This window comes from Photobacterium aquimaris (assembly GCF_002954455.1).
Lineage (GTDB): Bacteria > Pseudomonadota > Gammaproteobacteria > Enterobacterales > Vibrionaceae > Photobacterium > Photobacterium aquimaris.
The window spans coordinates 401,950-418,339 of record NZ_MSCC01000001.1 but is presented as its reverse complement, the minus strand read 5'-3'; the positions used below and the strand labels follow the sequence as shown (position 1 = coordinate 418,339).

17 protein-coding genes are annotated in these 16,390 nt (G+C 40.4%); 11 read left to right on the top strand and 6 right to left on the bottom strand.

What is annotated here, in order from left to right; all coding sequences use genetic code 11:
• Nucleotides 1–420: 420 nt before the first annotated feature.
• Complete coding sequence (bolA, locus tag BTN98_RS01710) at nt 421–735, bottom strand: transcriptional regulator BolA (protein WP_060999568.1); 315 nt, start codon at nt 733–735, stop codon at nt 421–423.
• A gap of 150 nt (nt 736–885) precedes the next feature.
• Here bolA and BTN98_RS01705 point away from each other — a divergent pair, with 150 nt between their 5' ends.
• The 8 genes from BTN98_RS01705 to BTN98_RS01670 all read left to right on the top strand — a co-directional run bounded on the left by BTN98_RS01705 (nt 886) and on the right by BTN98_RS01670 (nt 7,961).
• On the top strand, nt 886–2,010 hold the full coding sequence (locus tag BTN98_RS01705; protein ID WP_060999496.1) for a methyltransferase: 1,125 nt from the start codon (nt 886–888) through the stop codon (nt 2,008–2,010).
• An 80-nt stretch (nt 2,011–2,090) separates the two neighbouring features.
• Nucleotides 2,091–2,666, top strand: a complete 576-nt coding sequence (locus tag BTN98_RS01700) for a YajG family lipoprotein (RefSeq protein WP_060999495.1) — start codon at nt 2,091–2,093, stop codon at nt 2,664–2,666.
• Nucleotides 2,666–3,217 carry a peptidylprolyl isomerase gene (locus BTN98_RS01695; RefSeq protein ID WP_060999493.1) on the top strand — a complete coding sequence of 184 codons (552 nt, stop codon included), beginning with the start codon at nt 2,666–2,668 and terminating at the stop codon, nt 3,215–3,217. The genes BTN98_RS01700 and BTN98_RS01695 overlap by 1 nt, the downstream gene beginning before the upstream one ends.
• A gap of 48 nt (nt 3,218–3,265) precedes the next feature.
• Nucleotides 3,266–3,634 carry a hypothetical protein gene (locus tag BTN98_RS01690; protein ID WP_060999491.1) on the top strand — a complete coding sequence of 123 codons (369 nt, stop codon included), beginning with the start codon at nt 3,266–3,268 and terminating at the stop codon, nt 3,632–3,634.
• A gap of 200 nt (nt 3,635–3,834) precedes the next feature.
• Entirely contained in the window at nt 3,835–5,223 is a 1,389-nt protein-coding gene (locus BTN98_RS01685) for an AmpG family muropeptide MFS transporter (protein WP_060999489.1), read from the top strand.
• A gap of 320 nt (nt 5,224–5,543) precedes the next feature.
• Complete coding sequence (locus BTN98_RS01680) at nt 5,544–6,347, top strand: nucleoside-specific channel-forming Tsx family protein (RefSeq protein WP_060999485.1); 804 nt, start codon at nt 5,544–5,546, stop codon at nt 6,345–6,347.
• A gap of 107 nt (nt 6,348–6,454) precedes the next feature.
• A complete protein-coding gene (panE, locus tag BTN98_RS01675; protein WP_060999482.1) occupies nt 6,455–7,360 on the top strand; it encodes a 2-dehydropantoate 2-reductase in 906 nt (301 codons plus the stop codon).
• Complete coding sequence (locus BTN98_RS01670; RefSeq protein ID WP_060999480.1) at nt 7,353–7,961, top strand: DJ-1 family glyoxalase III; 609 nt, start codon at nt 7,353–7,355, stop codon at nt 7,959–7,961. Before panE ends, BTN98_RS01670 begins: the two co-directional genes overlap by 8 nt.
• 117 nt (nt 7,962–8,078) lie before the next feature.
• On the opposite strand, the gene thiI is transcribed toward BTN98_RS01670, so the two are convergent.
• The 3 genes from thiI to pomA all read right to left on the bottom strand — a co-directional run bounded on the left by thiI (nt 8,079) and on the right by pomA (nt 11,427).
• Nucleotides 8,079–9,530 (bottom strand): tRNA uracil 4-sulfurtransferase ThiI, encoded by a 1,452-nt coding sequence (gene thiI / locus BTN98_RS01665; RefSeq protein WP_060999478.1) that lies wholly within the window; start codon nt 9,528–9,530, stop codon nt 8,079–8,081.
• Nucleotides 9,531–9,750: 220 nt separating this feature from the next.
• On the bottom strand, nt 9,751–10,656 hold the full coding sequence (locus BTN98_RS01660) for a flagellar motor protein MotB (protein WP_060999476.1): 906 nt from the start codon (nt 10,654–10,656) through the stop codon (nt 9,751–9,753).
• Nucleotides 10,657–10,665: 9 nt separating this feature from the next.
• Nucleotides 10,666–11,427, bottom strand: coding sequence for a flagellar motor protein PomA (pomA, locus tag BTN98_RS01655; RefSeq protein ID WP_060999475.1), 762 nt, complete (start codon nt 11,425–11,427; stop codon nt 10,666–10,668).
• Between the two features lie 355 nt (nt 11,428–11,782).
• On the opposite strand from pomA, the gene xseB reads away from it, so the two are divergent.
• From xseB to dxs, 3 genes are read left to right on the top strand one after another with little or no spacing between them, the layout of a single operon-like run.
• Entirely contained in the window at nt 11,783–12,028 is a 246-nt protein-coding gene (gene xseB / locus BTN98_RS01650; RefSeq protein WP_060999473.1) for an exodeoxyribonuclease VII small subunit, read from the top strand.
• Nucleotides 12,018–12,920, top strand: a complete 903-nt coding sequence (gene ispA / locus BTN98_RS01645) for a (2E,6E)-farnesyl diphosphate synthase (RefSeq protein WP_060999470.1) — start codon at nt 12,018–12,020, stop codon at nt 12,918–12,920. The genes xseB and ispA overlap by 11 nt, the downstream gene beginning before the upstream one ends.
• A gap of 24 nt (nt 12,921–12,944) precedes the next feature.
• Nucleotides 12,945–14,810, top strand: coding sequence for a 1-deoxy-D-xylulose-5-phosphate synthase (gene dxs / locus BTN98_RS01640; protein WP_060999468.1), 1,866 nt, complete (start codon nt 12,945–12,947; stop codon nt 14,808–14,810).
• A 91-nt stretch (nt 14,811–14,901) separates the two neighbouring features.
• Here the strand turns inward: dxs and pgpA are convergent, their stop codons facing one another.
• Both pgpA and thiL read right to left on the bottom strand, forming a co-directional pair.
• The gene (gene pgpA / locus BTN98_RS01635) at nt 14,902–15,390 is read right to left on the bottom strand and encodes a phosphatidylglycerophosphatase A (protein ID WP_082732193.1); all 489 of its coding nucleotides are present in this window, start codon (nt 15,388–15,390) and stop codon (nt 14,902–14,904) included.
• Nucleotides 15,391–15,399: 9 nt separating this feature from the next.
• Complete coding sequence (thiL, locus tag BTN98_RS01630; protein WP_060999466.1) at nt 15,400–16,383, bottom strand: thiamine-phosphate kinase; 984 nt, start codon at nt 16,381–16,383, stop codon at nt 15,400–15,402.
• Between the last annotated feature and the right edge of the window lie 7 nt (nt 16,384–16,390).

Below are 16,390 nucleotides of genomic sequence, written 5' to 3'. Positions count from 1 at the left end.
TCTCGCTACAAACATCAATGAGCAAGTAATTTTTCAGCCCGCGATTCTACCACTAATTAACTCGTTTTTTCTATGGTAATCCACGCGATTCCGAGTGAAAACCAAGCAACAAACAAGACGCAATAGATTTATTAACTGAGAAATATGATCAACTGCACATTTACAGAATATTTTTACATAAATATGAATTTTAAAAAACAATCATTTCATTAACAATGCCGTAAAAAACACCACTCATCAGCACATGTTTTCAACATAATGACAAACTTATTATCAACCATAAGAAAGTCGGTATTATTTAGATTATGTTATTAACATTATATTCATACACCTAATCAGTCACAGCTAGCATTGTAACCCTTTCAAAATGGCATAAAAAAAGCCGTTTTGTTAACGGCTTTTGTCAAATAACTACGCTTATCACTTATCGAGTGTTGAGCCACCATGGCATTGTGGCGATGCTGGCGCATTCACCTGTTGCTGCCACTCTGATTCGGTATAAGTATGAATTGCAAGTGCATGAATATGATTTGCCAACTCGTCGGCTAAACACTGATTTACAGCACGGTGTCGAGTAATAAGTCGTTGCCCTTCAAATTGCGCACTGACAATAACAACTTTGAAGTGGCTTTCAGAACCGGGAGGTACATTGTGCATGTAACTTTCATTGATTACCTTAAGATACACAGGAGCAAAAGTATCGACCAACTTGGCTTCAATTTGGGGTTGAATCATAATATCCTCTGCTAAAAAAGCGATTTTTACTATTAACACCACCAATGAGTCATTATTATGGCGTTAACTTGATAGATTTCCTTTCAAGCGTTTCACTGTTCTGCGAAAATGCTTTCTTATTTTCGCCAACATACTTGAAAGTTATTATTAATGAAACCAGAGCTAACCTTGCACCAACGTACTTTAACGCTAACCCGTTTTCCTGTACGTAAAAATGAAACCCTGCAAGCATGGGATGCCGCAGATGAATATTTGATCAACCATTGTCATTCAATGGCGCTTGAGCCTCAACGCCCAATATTGATCCTTAATGATAATTTTGGTGCTTTAAGTTGTTGGTTTGCAGAACAAGGGCAAGTCACAACAGTCACTGACTCATTCATCACTCAACAAGCGATTATCAATAACCTCAATGATAATAATTTACCGGCAATCACTATTATTGATTGCCTTGCTGATTTACCGACTAACCCGCAATTAGTATTAATTAAGCAACCTAAAAATAATCGCTTACTCAGTTGGCAACTCCAGCAATTATGTCATCTATTGCCAGCCGATTGCGTGGTCATTAGTGCAGGTAAAGTAAAAGACATTCACTCTTCGACGTTAAAACTCTTTGAAAAACACTTAGGTGAGACCAAAACCTCACTAGCTGTTAAAAAAGCACGGTTAATTTTTACTACCGTTGATAAATCATTAGCAGCACCGATGCCACAACCAACAACGTGGACAGTGCCTGAACATGATTTAACTATTACTAATTACGCTAATGTATTCTCAAGTGATAGTTTAGATATTGGTGGCCGCTTTTTATTAGATTTCATTCCATCAAAGCCTCAATATCAAGACATTATCGATCTAGGCTGTGGTAATGGTGTCATTGGCATTAAAGCTGCACGTTTAAACCCACAAGCGAATGTTACTTGTGTCGATGAAAGTTTTATGGCGGCAGCATCTTGTCGAGAGAACGCACAAATAAACCTTAACAACATTGATAAATTTGACGTGATGGTGGCTAACTGCTTAGATAATTTTACGAATCAAAGTGCCGATTTAGTATTGTGTAATCCACCGTTCCATCAAAATAATACTATTACTGACCATATTGCTTGGCAAATGTTTTGTGATGCACAGCGGGTTTTACGCCAAAATGGTGAATTAATCATTATTGGTAACCGCCAACTAAAATATCATGAAAAGTTAAACCGTATTTTTACTAAAGTCGATACTATTGGTAATAACGATAAATTTGTTGTGCTAAGAGCAACAAAATAACCCCATCATTATTGTCGTTAAAATAGATATTTAAGCGGCAATAATTACTAATACTCACAGATAAGCAAAGGGAATGCTTTATGATTAAGAAATGCGTTATTCTAGCATCAACATTAATACTAACCGCTTGTGCCGCTTCTCCCCCACCACCACCATTGGCATTAACGCCAACGGCCGTATTTACCGCACAACCGTGGGCAAACCATAAAGCGCTCAACCTTAGCAGTGCAGATAAAGCACCAAATAGTTACATTGCAGCGATTGATAGCGGTACTGAAAATGTACAAATTATTCAACCACAACAACCGGTTTCAACAACACTACGCCAAGTCCTAGCACAACAACTCACAGGGCAAGGGTTTAATATTACTAACAGCGCAACATCAACCATAGAAATTACCGTTGAAAAAGCCTTAGTTACCGTTAAACAAGGGTTGGTGAAATACAATATGCATAGTGAATTACAATTACAGCTCACGATTAATACCCCTGACGGCCAGTTTATCAAACGTTACGCAGGCCGATCTAGCCGTGAAGATGCATTAAAAGCGTCTGATAGTGATATTGCTACCAGCATGAATAAGCTCATGGATTCAATACTTAATGAAATTGCCCATGACAACGAATTAAATAAATACCTTATGGAGAATGTATAATGTCACGTTTTTTATTAGCACTTTGCTTACTGGTTGCATTGCCCGTTAGCGCCGCCACCAAAGTACTGGTTACCACCAATTTAGGTCCCTTTACGATTGAATTGAATGAAGCCAAAGCCCCGATCACTACCAAAAACTTTTTACGCTACGTTGATGACGGTAGTTATGTAGGCACTATTTTCCATCGTGTTATTCCTGGTTTTATGGCGCAAGGTGGTGGCTTTGATCAAGCATTAAAACAGCGTCCAAGCTATCCGCCGATTAAAAACGAAGCGGATAACGGCTTGCCAAATAATATTGCAACTATTGCAATGGCACGTACTCAAAACCCAAATTCAGCCACTCGTCAGTTCTATATCAACCTCGCAAATAATGATTTCTTAAATACTCAAGGTAACCGAACAGGCTATGCTGTATTTGGTAAGGTAATAAAAGGCTTCCCTGTGGTACAAAAAATGGCGACCATACCAACAACCAAAGATCCCCGCACAGGTATGAGTGATATTCCACAGCAACCAATTATTATTGAAGCGATGAAAGTCATTAAATAATGTGGTTACGTCACCTGTACGTAATCACTCACGGTACAGGTGACGTCTATGTTAACACTTGCTTATAATCGTCCAGCAATATCAGAACAAGAACAATATTTACAACAATTTGTTGTCGATAATGCGCCCGTTTTGGCACTCAAAGCCATTGCAGCCAGCCATGGTGATATTACCTACGCCCAACTACAAAACTTAGTTAATCATCAACTCGCACAATGGTGGCTACTCCCTCACGACAACCTACTACCAGCCAATAATTATGAAGCCAGTTATTGGTCTTTAGTGCAAACAGTGAGTGGTATTAGTGATTACCAGTTACTTGGCGATCGCTTTATTCTGCACAAAGTCGTCACCCTCAGTTGTTATTTACTCAATATAGGCCCATCCCCTAACGTAGCAGCGATAAGTCGCCCCTAATGTTATTTATTTATCTAAATCTGCGATAAAACAGAATTAAATAGTAAAATATTTGTCTGATAACCATCAGTCGGTATGGATATTATTGTTTTTGATAGCAGCCCATATTTAGAGCTGCTAAGCTTGAATTTTATAGTAAAAAATCTCAAATATTCAGCACGCTAGCGATAGGTATTGCTAGTTGGTTTTCAGAGGAAGATATGGATACAGCGGCACCTCAACAAAATCCACAAGGCTGGCGCGTTTACGCCAATCCAAAAGCCTTGATCATGTTAGCACTTGGGTTTTCATCCGGATTACCGATCTTATTAGTGTTTGGTACCTTATCATTTTGGCTACGTGAGGCTGATGTCAGTAAAACCAGTATTGGCTTTTTTAGCTGGGTTGCCTTAGCGTATGGTTTTAAATGGGCGTGGTCACCTCTGGTTGATCGGTTTCCATTACCGATTTTTTCACGTTTATTTGGTCGTCGCCGTGGCTGGATGCTATTTTCACAAATTGTGATTATTTTATCATTATGTGGTATGGCATTAAGTAACCCGCAAACTGATTTGTTCAAGTTTGCAATTTTCGCCATCATGGTTGCTTTTGCCTCTGCAACTCAAGATATCGTTATTGATGCTTTTCGTATTGAATTGGCAACAGAAAGAATGCAAGCGGCATTATCGGCAACTTACTTAGCGGGTTATCGATTAGCGATGATCATGGCGGGCGCTGGCGCATTAGCCTTTGCGGCATGGTTTGGCTCAGACACCGGTTATGATCCTAGTGGCTGGAAAAGTGCCTACTTCATTATGGCTGCAATGATGCTCATTGGTGTAGTGACAACACTTATTGTCAAAGAACCCACCATTGATAATAGCGCTATAAACACCATAGAAAAAGAATATAAACAGCAACTTATCGGAAAAGGCTATAACAAACATTATGCTAATTTAAGCGCATGGTTTTACACTGCTGTTATTATGCCGTTTCGAGATTTCTTTCAACGCTACGGTAAAAATGCACTGCTTATATTACTGTTGATCAGCTGTTACCGTATTTCCGATATTGTTATGGGCGTGATGGCCAATGTGTTTTACGTCGATATGGGCTTCACTAAAAATGAAGTTGCTTCCGTTTCAAAAATTTTCGGGGTCATAATGACCATTGCAGGCGCGGGTCTGGGCGGTATTCTAGTCAGTAAATTTGGCACCCTTAAAATATTAGCACTCGGCGCGATATTATCAGCGATTACCAATTTACTGTTTATCGTATTTAGCTATGTCGGTAATAATATCGAAATGCTAACCGTGGTTATATCAGCAGATAACCTTGGCGCAGGCATTGCGACAGCGGCATTTATTACTTTTATGTCAAGCTTAACCAATGTTGCTTTCTCTGCCACCCAATACGCACTCTTTAGCTCGATAATGGTGCTATTCCCTAAATTCATTGCCGGGTTTTCTGGAGTCTATATTGATCACTTTGGCTATAATGTGTTTTTCTTCACCACCGCATTAATGGGTATTCCGGTACTGATATTAATTCGTCTATTAGCAAATAACTCTGCACTTAATATTGTGGCTACCCCCACTCACCAGCCTTAACTATTTTTTATAAGAAATACCACTGAGGAAGTTAGTCATTTAAGCACTAACTTCCTTTTCACTCCTGTCTAAAAAACCGTCCAACATTGCGACAGCCTTAGTCTATTCAACCAATATAAAGTTCAGATTAGTGATTCATTAATGGATCAACATCACACTTACCACTCGCTGTAATCGATTGAATTGGATCGCGATCACAAATAGCAAAGGATTGCGAAATCGTTACATTCCCAAACGTGAAATAAAACACTAGAATCAGCGCCAACAAAACGGGGCGGCCAAAATCCCACCATCTAGATCAACATGAGCGAGATATCAAGATGCGCAAATCACTAGTAGCATTAAGCGTTTTAGCAGCAACAGCACTACCTTCGTTAGCTAATGCGGCAGATTACTCTGACAACATCCATAAAAATGATTTTAAGTGGATGCAATTCAACTTAATGTACGCGCTAAAAGAATTACCTCGTCCTGCAGATGCACATTCAGGTCACGACTACTTAGAAATGGAATTTGGCGGTCGCTCTGGAATTTTTGACCTTTATGGTTATGTTGATGTATTTAACCTAACAAATTCAGATAGCAGCGATAAAGCATCCTCACCAGATAAAATGTTCATGAAATTTGCACCACGTATTTCACTTGATGCATTAACTGGTAAAGATTTATCTTTCGGTCCTGTAAAAGAATTGTATATTGCAACACTATTTAACTATGGTGGTAATAACGGCGGTGTTAATAACTACTTCGTTGGTCTAGGTTCTGACATTGAAATGCCATGGTTAGGTAAAATGGGCTTCAATGTTTACTCATTGTATGACATGAACAAAAAAGATTGGAACGGTTACCAAGTATCAACTAACTGGTTCAAACCTGTTTATACTTTTGAAAACGGCACTTTCATCTCTTACCAAGGTTACCTTGATTACCAATTTGGTATGAAAAAAGAATACGCATCAGCAAGCAACGGTGGTGTAATGTACAACGGCCTTGTATGGCATACAGATCGCTATGCGGTTGGTTACGGCCTAAAAGCTTACTACAATGTATACGGCATTAAAGACTCTGCTGGTCTTAAATCAACAGGTGTTTCACAATACTTCAGCCTATCTTACAAGTTCTAAGCTGACGCTATAACACCATAAAAAAGGCGCTGATAGCGCCTTTTTTGATCGTCGCGATTAGCCACAATGTTATGATGTCATAAATTAGGCTAATAACGGATTCAACTGTGAACATAACTTTGGTAGGTGCAGGTGCTATTGGCACATTATGGGCGGTAAAATTAACCCAACAACAGCATAATGTGCAATTGTGGACCAGAGATTCAGCCCCTGAAATAATGGTGCATTTTAGTGAATTAAACTCACCAACAATCACTACTGACTATAGTTTTAGTTGCAATGATCCACATGCTCTCGCTGCCAGTAAAATGGTTATCGTTACCGTAAAAGCATTTCAAGTTACTGCCGCCCTGACGCCTCTTTTACCTTATTTAAATACTGATTGTGTAGTGATTATTATGCATAATGGCATTGGTAGTCAGCAACATGTTCAACAGCTATTACCCCATAATCCAATTATCTATGCCACCACCTCTCAAGCAGCTTTCAAACCTACCCCGACAACAATTCACCATACAGGTTTAGGACAAACATGGCTGGGTGCAATTAATCAGCAAGCCCAATCTCAAACCCATGTTGCAGAGATGTTTAACAGCGCATTATTCCCTAGCCAATGGCATACTAATATCTATCAACCACTGTGGCAGAAGCTGGCTATTAATTGTGCCATCAACCCATTAACAGCGGTTAACCAATGCCCTAACGGCGACTTAGGCCAAAACTGTTATCAAGCCCAACTTGACGCTATTTGTACAGAAATCGCACAAGTTATGACAGCTGAAGGTGTTAATACGACGTCACAACAATTACGTCACCAAGTCGATAGCGTTATTGCTGCAACATCTGCTAATTATTCCTCAATGAATCGTGATATTTTCCATCATCGCTCAACAGAAATCGATTATATTAACGGTTATTTAGTCCAACAAGCTCAGCGCCACCACATTGACACTCCAGTCAATAAACAATTGTGGCAGGCGATTAAACACATGGAGTCACAAGACCATGAATGAATTATGCCCTCGTATTGTCGTTTGTATTGCTCCCGGCACTGAAGAGATGGAAGCGATCAACACTATCGCTATTTTAAAACGGGCTCAATTTGACGTTATTGTTGCCAGCGCAGCTGAAGATGGTGCATTAATTGTTGATGGCTCGCGTGGCATTAAACTGGTGGCAGATACAGCATTAATTGCTATTGCTGATGATCAATTTGATGCGGTGGTATTACCCGGTGGCGTTGCGGGTGCCGAGCATTTTCGAGATAGTCCATTAGTAGTCGAATTTGTTAAACAACACCATTATGACGGTAAGCTAATTGCTGCTATTTGTGCCACCCCTGCGATAATCTTTGCTGCTAATGATATGTTTACTAAAGCGTTGATGACCTGTCACCCGGCTTTTCATCACCAAATTGCAGCAGCGCAATTACGTCCTAAACGAGTGGTATATGATAAACATGCTCGATTATTGACCAGCCAAGGTCCAGGTACAGCTCAAGAGTTTGCATTAGATCTTGTTACCCAACTAACTAACAAAGCCACCACAGCGGCAATTGCTGAATCAATGGTGGTATGGCCAAACATGCATTACGACATCATGCCTGAGCGTTAACCTCAGCTTTAACATAAAACCGACATAAAAAAGCCCCCAATGATCACAATCATATGAGGGCTTTTTTAGCTCAGCGAATAACTTAATCTAAACAATCAAGTTACTCGTACGCTTAAATTAGCGTGGGCGATAGACTTTCACGTTGTCAAAGCCATTCTCTTTCAAGTATAAGGCTTGTAAACGACTCATTACACCGTGTGCACAGTAAAGTAAGTAAGTCTTTTCTTTTGGTAAGTCGCCAAATTGAGTTGCTAGCTTATAGAATGGAATATGCTTCACTTCTACACCATCTAACTCAAGTGGATTTTCATCTTCTTCATCTGGGCTACGAATATCAAGCACAATAGCATCCGTTGAGATTTGCTCAACAAGTTCAACTTCAGGGGCTTGTTCTTGGCTCTGCTTTTCGATTTCACGAATATCCATCACTCGTGCCTCGTCTATAACGCGATCCAGAATAGTAAAATCAAACTTTGATTCTTCAATCTCAAGCTTTGATTTTACCGCTTTAACGGTCGGGCTCTTTGAGATCACACCACAGAATTCAGGCATTGTCGCCGCAAAATCTTCAGTACCAATCTGACGAGATAAATCGATAATGTCTTCTTTATCCCAGTTAATTAGCGGACGAAGAATTAACGAATCAGTCACGTTATCAATCATTCGCAGGTTAGTCAGTGTTTGGCTAGAAACTTGGCCTAACGCTTCACCTGTCACTAATGCTTGAATACCAAATTTATCAGCAATACGACCCGCAGCACGCATAAACATACGTTTTAGGATCACACCCATTTGGCCATCGTCAACTTTTTCTAAGATCTCACCCACAACAGGATCAAAATCAACCGCGATAAATTTAACTTTGGCAGATGAACCGTATTTTTGCCATAAGAAGTGAGCAACTTGCTTAACACCGATCTCATGGACAGGACCACCAAGATTAAAGAAACAGTAATGCACTTTACTGCCGCGTTTAATATGTAGATAGCTTGAAACGCCTGAGTCAAAGCCACCTGAAATAAGGCTTAATACGTCTTCTTGTGTACCTAGAGGGAAGCCACCTAAGCCTTTATGGCGGAATAATACTTGGTTAAGCAAATTATGCTCAATCTCGATATTAACCGTAATATCAGGCTTTTTAAGTCTTACTTTTGCAGATTCAATCGCTTGATTAAGACCACCGCCGACATAACGTTCAGCTTCAATCGAAGTAAAGTCATGTTGGCCGACACGTTTAGCGCGTACACAGAATGTCTTACCTTCAAGACTCTCACCCACAAGTGCAAGAGTTTGCTCAAAGATATTATGAAGATCGGTAAATTCCGTCTGCTGAACTTCAAGTGTGTGGTGAATACCAGGTGTTTGCGTTAAAGCAGCAAGCACCATGTCACGTTTAGTTTCATCAGGTTCGTTCACTTCTAACGAGAAGCGGCGATTGTAAACACTAACAGACTCAGACTGACGCTTTAAAATAATGCGCAGGTTAGATTCAAGAATTTTGATAAAACGCTTACGTACTGAATCACTTTTAACAAAAATCTCTGGATGTGGTTTAACTATAAATTTCATAACACACTTCGCTTCACTGGGTCTAAAGTACCAAACAGAATAAAGTACCAAACGGAATTAAAGGCGCGAATTATACAGCAAGGTGTCTGTCACTGAAACAAGGATATGCTAACAGCATCACTTATCTTATAGAGTCACACGATTATTATTGGCATTTATATTGGTTTACCTTAGTCACAATCTTTGTAACCAGCAAATATAGCCATTAAATATTTAAAGATTATTGTTCATCGCTGCTAATTTCTTCAGAATAATGGGGCTTACCTTGAACAATTGAAATTTCAACCCGTCGATTACGACTCCGTCCTGTTGCCGTTTTATTATCGGCAATCGGTGCAGTATCAGCCATGCCAACCACTCGCATCCGCTTACGATCAAAACCTTTTACTTGCTCCATTGCTTGAGCAACAGAGACCGCACGTTGAGATGATATATCCCAATTAGAACGATAGAGTTCAGAATCTAACGCTTGATTATCAGTGTGACCACTAATACGAATAATGCCAGGAACATCTTTTACCAGTTCAGTGACTTGTTGAATAAGAGGGATAAATTTTGGTTGTAAAAAAGCCGAACCTTCAGGGAAAGCACCTTTTTCTTTAATGCGAATCACTAGTTGTTGACCAAATGATTCAACTTCGACCATGTTATCAGTGATTTCTCGCGCTAAGGCTTGGGTTAATGCTTGTGCTGCTTGTTGTTGAGCTTGGGACTGTTGCTGGGCTTGTTTGGTTACTGTATTGTCATTTATACCACCATCTAATACCACGCTATCTTGACGTGAACCGCCTTCACGCTCGGCAACCCCATCATGAAAATCTAATGAACGTTTCGTCATATCAATTGTTTGCTGCATGATCACTTCAATTGGCGTTGGCTCTGGACGGCCTGGACGAAATTCTTGCGCAATAACACTGGTACCTTTGGGTATATCGTTAACATCCAATACATTTTGAACCCCAAATGCATATTTCATCGATCCTGCAATTTGTTTGAATTTCAGCACATCCATTTCAGAAAAAGATAACAACAATACAAAAAAACACATTAATAGTGTCGCCAGATCGGCAAATGTTGCCATCCATGGTGGAGAGCCTTTTTTGTGTGGCTGAGGTAAAGAATCCATGCTTAGCTCTTATTCATCAAAATTCAATCGACGTTTTTTCTCATGCAGATAGTTCTTTAAATAACTATCAATCACGCGTGGATTTTGTCCTTCTTGAATCGCTAATACACCATCAAGAATCAGTAATCGGTTCAAACGCTCTTCGTTTTTACGTAACATCAATTTATCAGCAATCGGTAACGCCACCATATTTGCCAAAATCGAACCATATAACGTTGTTAACAATGCTACTGCCATTGCTGGCCCTATCGATTTAGGATCGTTCATATTTGACAGCATCGCCACTAAGCCTATAAGAGTACCGATCATTCCCATCGCCGGCGCAACATCACCAAGCGATGAAAAAATGCTGGCGCCTTGCTCATGGCGTTCATTGGTTAATGCAATATCTTTACGTAATATCATTCGTACCGTATCGGCATCATGGCCATCAACCAACAAATCAATACCTTTACGTAAAAATGGATTCTCTACTTCCATTTCTTCTAAGGCTAAAAATCCCCCTTTACGGGCAGAATCCGCCATCGTGACAATCTGAGCAATAAGGTCATCTGGTTTATCGGTTTTAAAGATAAACGCTTTTGCCGCAACTTTTGCAGCACCCAAAAACTGACTGATATTGTATTTCATCAGTACCACAAATAAACTGCCGCCAATAACGATAAATACTGAAGAGGTATCGGCAAACATCACCAAATCACCGCCAACTAACATTGCCATCAAAATAAAAGCGAATGCACCTAATAATCCAATAAGTGTTGCCAAATCCACGCAGAATCTCCTTCACTGTCATTATTAATTATTACCTTAACGATCTGACAGCCAATTAACATATAACAAGAATTTATAAGGATAATATTGAGAGTTCATCAAACAGCAGTACCATACCGCCTTATAAAATAAACATTGCGAGCTATAGGATAAAAACAATAGTGCTATCTACTGCAAGCTAACTCTTTATCGACCATTATTCGGTTTCATTGAGGGTTTTATTACCACTTTTAAGTGATATTTATTACTTTCAACGATGAAAACTACTGTCTGTGGCACAGGTTACTGTGACATAATTTGACCTTAGATAATCACTACGTTATTTTTCTTGCACTTAGATAAGAGTGAAAATGATATGGCAGCAAAAAAACCAGAAAATATGGCATTCGAAGCCGCACTTGATGAGCTAGATGCCATTGTCAATGAACTAGAATCGGGTGATATTCCATTAGAAGATGCGCTGAAGAAGTTTGAGCGTGGTATTTCATTAGCTCGCAACAGTCAGTTAAAGTTAACCCAAGCAGAACAACGAGTAGAGATTTTATTACGTGCTGATGATAATGCACCACTAACAGACTTTGAGCCAAATCATGACGAATAGTGCATCGCTACCGCAGACACTGAAAACGCTGCAACAGCGCAATAACCAATGTCTAATAGATTGGTTAACAAAACAACCTTTTTCAGACCAACCCCTGCTAAAAGCAATGAAGCATGGTACTCTGCTGGGCGGAAAGCGCGCACGTCCTTATCTGACCTACGTGACAGGCGAAATGCTTGGGGTTGATTTTGATGATCTCGATACAGCTGCGGCAGCAGTTGAATGTATTCATGCGTATTCATTAATTCATGATGATTTACCAGCAATGGATGATGATGCATTGCGCCGTGGTCAACCGACTTGCCATATTGCATTTGATGAAGCGATGGCTATTTTAGCCGGCGATGCTCTGCAAACCTTAGCCTTTGAAATTATTGCCCAAGGCCGATTAAGTCCAGAAGGTCATCAACAACGTATCGCCATGGTCACCGAGTTAGCACAAGCTTCTGGTGCTGCAGGTATGTGTCTTGGACAAGCACTTGACTTAGAAGCTGAAGGTCAACATGTTGGACTTGAACAACTAGAATTAATACATAAACACAAAACAGGCGCATTGATCCGTTGTGCCGTTCGCCTAGGTGCACTAGCTGCTGGCGATAAAGGACGTCAAGTTCTGCCTCAGCTAGATAAGTATGCCGACGCTATAGGCCTTGCATTTCAAGTTCAAGATGACATTTTAGATGTAATCAGCGACACTGAAACGTTAGGCAAACCTCAAGGCTCTGATATTGAGCTTGATAAAAGTACCTACCCAGCACTACTTGGACTAGAAGGCGCACAACAAAAAGCGCAGCAACTTTATCAAGAGGCACTACAAGCGTTAGCAGCAATACCTTACAATACCTATCAATTGGAAGTTTTTGCCCGATATGTTATCGAGCGCAATAACTAAAATCAGTAAAAGCGCCGAACAGTTATGACTTTGGATATATCAAAATACCCGCATCTCGCATTAGCAAATACGCCAGATGAATTACGATTATTGCCCGCTGAAAGTCTGCCTCAAGTCTGTGATGAGTTACGTACTTATTTACTCAAGACGGTAAGCCAAACCAGCGGCCATTTTGCCTCAGGACTCGGTACAGTCGAACTGACCGTTGCGCTTCACTATGTCTATAATACCCCGTTTGATCATGTGATCTGGGATGTTGGCCATCAGGCGTATCCACATAAAATTTTAACGGGTCGTCGTGATCGAATGTCAACCATTCGCCAAAAAGATGGGTTACATCCTTTTCCTTGGCGTGGCGAAAGTGAGTACGATGTACTATCAGTAGGTCATTCATCGACCTCAATCAGTGCCGGTTTGGGCATGGCGATTGCTGCTGAAAAAGAAGCGTTAGGTCGTAAAGTTGTCAGCGTTATTGGCGATGGTGCAATTACCGCAGGTATGGCATTTGAAGCCATGAACCATGCCGGTGATATACACAGTGATATGTTAGTCATCCTTAATGACAACGAGATGTCAATTTCTGAAAATGTCGGTGGCTTAAGTAATCACTTAGCCCATCTACTAGCAGGTAACTTTTACGCATCAATTCGTGAAGGTGGAAAAAAAGTCCTGTCTAATGCGCCGCCGATTAAAGAAATCGTTAAACGTGCAGAAGAACACATTAAAGGTATGGTTGTTCCAAGCACTATGTTTGAAGAGCTTGGTTTTAATTATATCGGCCCTATTGATGGCCATGATATTGATGAGTTAGTCAAAACACTTAAGAATATTCGTCAACTTAAAGGGCCGCAATTTCTACATATCATGACCAAAAAAGGCAAAGGCTATGCGCCGGCCGAAGCTGATCCAATTAATTACCATGCGGTACCTAAATTTGATCTAAGTGAAAAACCACTGCCTAAAGCTAACAATACCAGCCCGACGTTTTCTAAAATCTTTGGTGATTGGCTATGTGACATGGCTGCCGTTGATGACAAACTAATGGCTATCACACCAGCGATGCGTGAAGGCTCAGGCATGGTACGCTTTTCAAAAGAATACCCTGACCAATATTTTGATGTAGCAATAGCTGAGCAGCATGCTGTTACTTTAGCAAGTGGTATGGCTATTGGTGGTTATCACCCTATTGTGGCGATTTACTCGACCTTTTTACAACGTGGCTATGATCAGTTAATCCATGATGTTGCCATTATGAATTTACCTGTAATGTTTGCCATTGATCGCGCCGGTTTGGTCGGTGCTGATGGTCAGACTCACCAAGGTGCATTTGATATTAGCTTTATGCGCTGTATTCCTAATATGGTGATCATGGCACCAAGTGACGAAAACGAATGTCGCCAAATGCTCTATACCGGTCATCAGCATCAAGGTCCTACAGCAGTACGTTATCCTCGTGGTTGTGGTCTTGGTACTGAGGTTGAAACCACCATGACAGCACTTGAAATTGGTAAGGGCATTGTCCGTCGCCAAGGTGAAAAAGTAGCGATTTTAAACTTTGGTGCCATGCTAGGTTATAGCTTAGATGCCGCTGAAAATTTAAATGCTACCGTTGCTGACATGCGATTCGTTAAGCCACTTGATGAGGCGTTAATTCTTGAATTAGCCGCTAATCATGATGTGCTAGTCACCGTTGAAGAAAATACTATTGCTGGCGGAGCCGGTAGTGGTGTGATTGAGTTCCTAATGCAACAAAAATGCATTAAACCAATGTTAACGATTGGTCTACCTGATCGTTTCATTGAGCAAGGTACTCAAGCAGAACTTCATCATATGTTAGAAATTGATGGCCCTGGTATTGAAAAACAAATTGTGGAATATCTTGCTAAATAGCTGTTATTGTCATTAATAAAAGATCCCAAAAAAGCCATGAATAGAGTTACTATTCATGGCTTTTTTATTGGCAGCTAACCATGCTTAGGAGTTAAAAACCTAACCAATAGCCAACGAACCATAATGATATCATTGCCATAAATCCAGCGAGCACATCATCAATCATGATACCAAAACCACCTTCAACATGTTTATCCAACCAACTAATTGGCCAAGGTTTTAACATGTCAAAAAAGCGGAATAAAATAAAACCAGCTAAGATCCATTGCCACGATACCGTTGGCGCAACCGCCATAGTGATCCAGAAACCGACAAACTCATCCCACACAATACTACCGTGATCATGCACTTTCATATCAGTTGAGGTTATATGACAAATACGGATCCCGATAATAGCAGCAACCAATACTGCCACTAAATACCAACCAAAAGGTAATTGAGCAAGGATAAGGTATAAAGGAATTGCAGCCAGTGTTCCCATAGTACCAGGAATATATTTAGCTAAACCACTGCCAAAACCTGTGGCTAATAAGTGCCAAGGATTGTTCATTTTTAATAAATCTTTTGGATTTGTGCTCACGCGAATACCTTAGTTATCTTTAACAATAAAATGATCCCAACCAAACAATTGCCACGTCAGTGGTTTACCAGACTGTAATAATGACAGGCCACTCCCCGCCTTTACTTTACCAATACAAGTATATTTAGCATTAGTATGCGCTAAAGCGGCTTTTAATGCATCTCGATTGGCTGCTGAAGCGGTAAAACATAGTTCATATTCTTCACCACTGGATAATGCCAGCTGTTGTGCTTGTTGGCGTTCACCATCACAAAATGCTAATAATTCAGCAGATAACGGTAATTGCTCAACCTCAATTTCAATAGCGACGTTTGATCGCGCAGCAATATGTTTTACATCAGCCACAACACCATCAGAAATATCTAAAGCTGCCGAAGCTATACCACGTAAAGCCTCGCCGACCCTGACTCGAGGTGACGCTTTAAAATGCCGTTCAATCAATGTTGCAGCTAAATGTTGATCACAATGTTGATGCTGTAATATCAATGCTAACCCAGCAGCACTATCACCAAGATCTCCGGTGACATAGACATCATCCCCAACCTGTGCGCCACTGCGGGTTAAAGCTTGGCCTCGTGGCACCAAGCCTTGCACAGTCAAAGTAATACTCAATGGACCCTTGGTAGTGTCGCCACCAATTAATTGAATATTATATTGATTAGCAAGTTCAAAAAAACTATGGCAGAAAGGGGCTAACCACGCTTCATCAATAGTGGGTAATGTTAACGCCAATGACACCCATGCAGGGGTTGCTCCCATTGCGGCTAAATCACTTAAATTAGAAGCCAGTGCTTTATAAGCAACCGATGCAGGATCAGCGTCAACTAAAAAGTGGGTACCAGCAACCAATGAATCGGTACTCACTGCGACAGAGAAATCCGCAGGTACATTCACAAGCGCACAATCATCACCAATCGCTAAAGCAACATCATCACGTTGCAATTGCTGCTGGGCGAAATAATGATTAATGATATCAAATTCATTTTTTGCCATAGTTCTC

Bases quoted from the DNA above. Each gene is read 5' to 3' on its own strand.
- BTN98_RS01680 (WP_060999485.1), top strand. From the start codon at position 5,544: ATGCGCAAATCACTAGTAGCATTAAGCGTTTTAGCAGCAACAGCACTA.
- bolA (WP_060999568.1), bottom strand. From the start codon at position 735: ATGATTCAACCCCAAATTGAAGCCAAGTTGGTCGATACTTTTGCTCCT.
- thiI (WP_060999478.1), bottom strand. From the start codon at position 9,530: ATGAAATTTATAGTTAAACCACATCCAGAGATTTTTGTTAAAAGTGAT.
- BTN98_RS01685 (WP_060999489.1), top strand. From the start codon at position 3,835: ATGGATACAGCGGCACCTCAACAAAATCCACAAGGCTGGCGCGTTTAC.
- BTN98_RS01700 (WP_060999495.1), top strand. From the start codon at position 2,091: ATGATTAAGAAATGCGTTATTCTAGCATCAACATTAATACTAACCGCT.
- BTN98_RS01690 (WP_060999491.1), top strand. From the start codon at position 3,266: ATGTTAACACTTGCTTATAATCGTCCAGCAATATCAGAACAAGAACAA.
- BTN98_RS01670 (WP_060999480.1), top strand. From the start codon at position 7,353: ATGAATGAATTATGCCCTCGTATTGTCGTTTGTATTGCTCCCGGCACT.
- thiL (WP_060999466.1), bottom strand. From the start codon at position 16,383: ATGGCAAAAAATGAATTTGATATCATTAATCATTATTTCGCCCAGCAG.
- BTN98_RS01660 (WP_060999476.1), bottom strand. From the start codon at position 10,656: ATGGATTCTTTACCTCAGCCACACAAAAAAGGCTCTCCACCATGGATG.
- BTN98_RS01695 (WP_060999493.1), top strand. From the start codon at position 2,666: ATGTCACGTTTTTTATTAGCACTTTGCTTACTGGTTGCATTGCCCGTT.
- dxs (WP_060999468.1), top strand. From the start codon at position 12,945: ATGACTTTGGATATATCAAAATACCCGCATCTCGCATTAGCAAATACG.
- xseB (WP_060999473.1), top strand. From the start codon at position 11,783: ATGGCAGCAAAAAAACCAGAAAATATGGCATTCGAAGCCGCACTTGAT.
- BTN98_RS01705 (WP_060999496.1), top strand. From the start codon at position 886: ATGAAACCAGAGCTAACCTTGCACCAACGTACTTTAACGCTAACCCGT.
- ispA (WP_060999470.1), top strand. From the start codon at position 12,018: ATGACGAATAGTGCATCGCTACCGCAGACACTGAAAACGCTGCAACAG.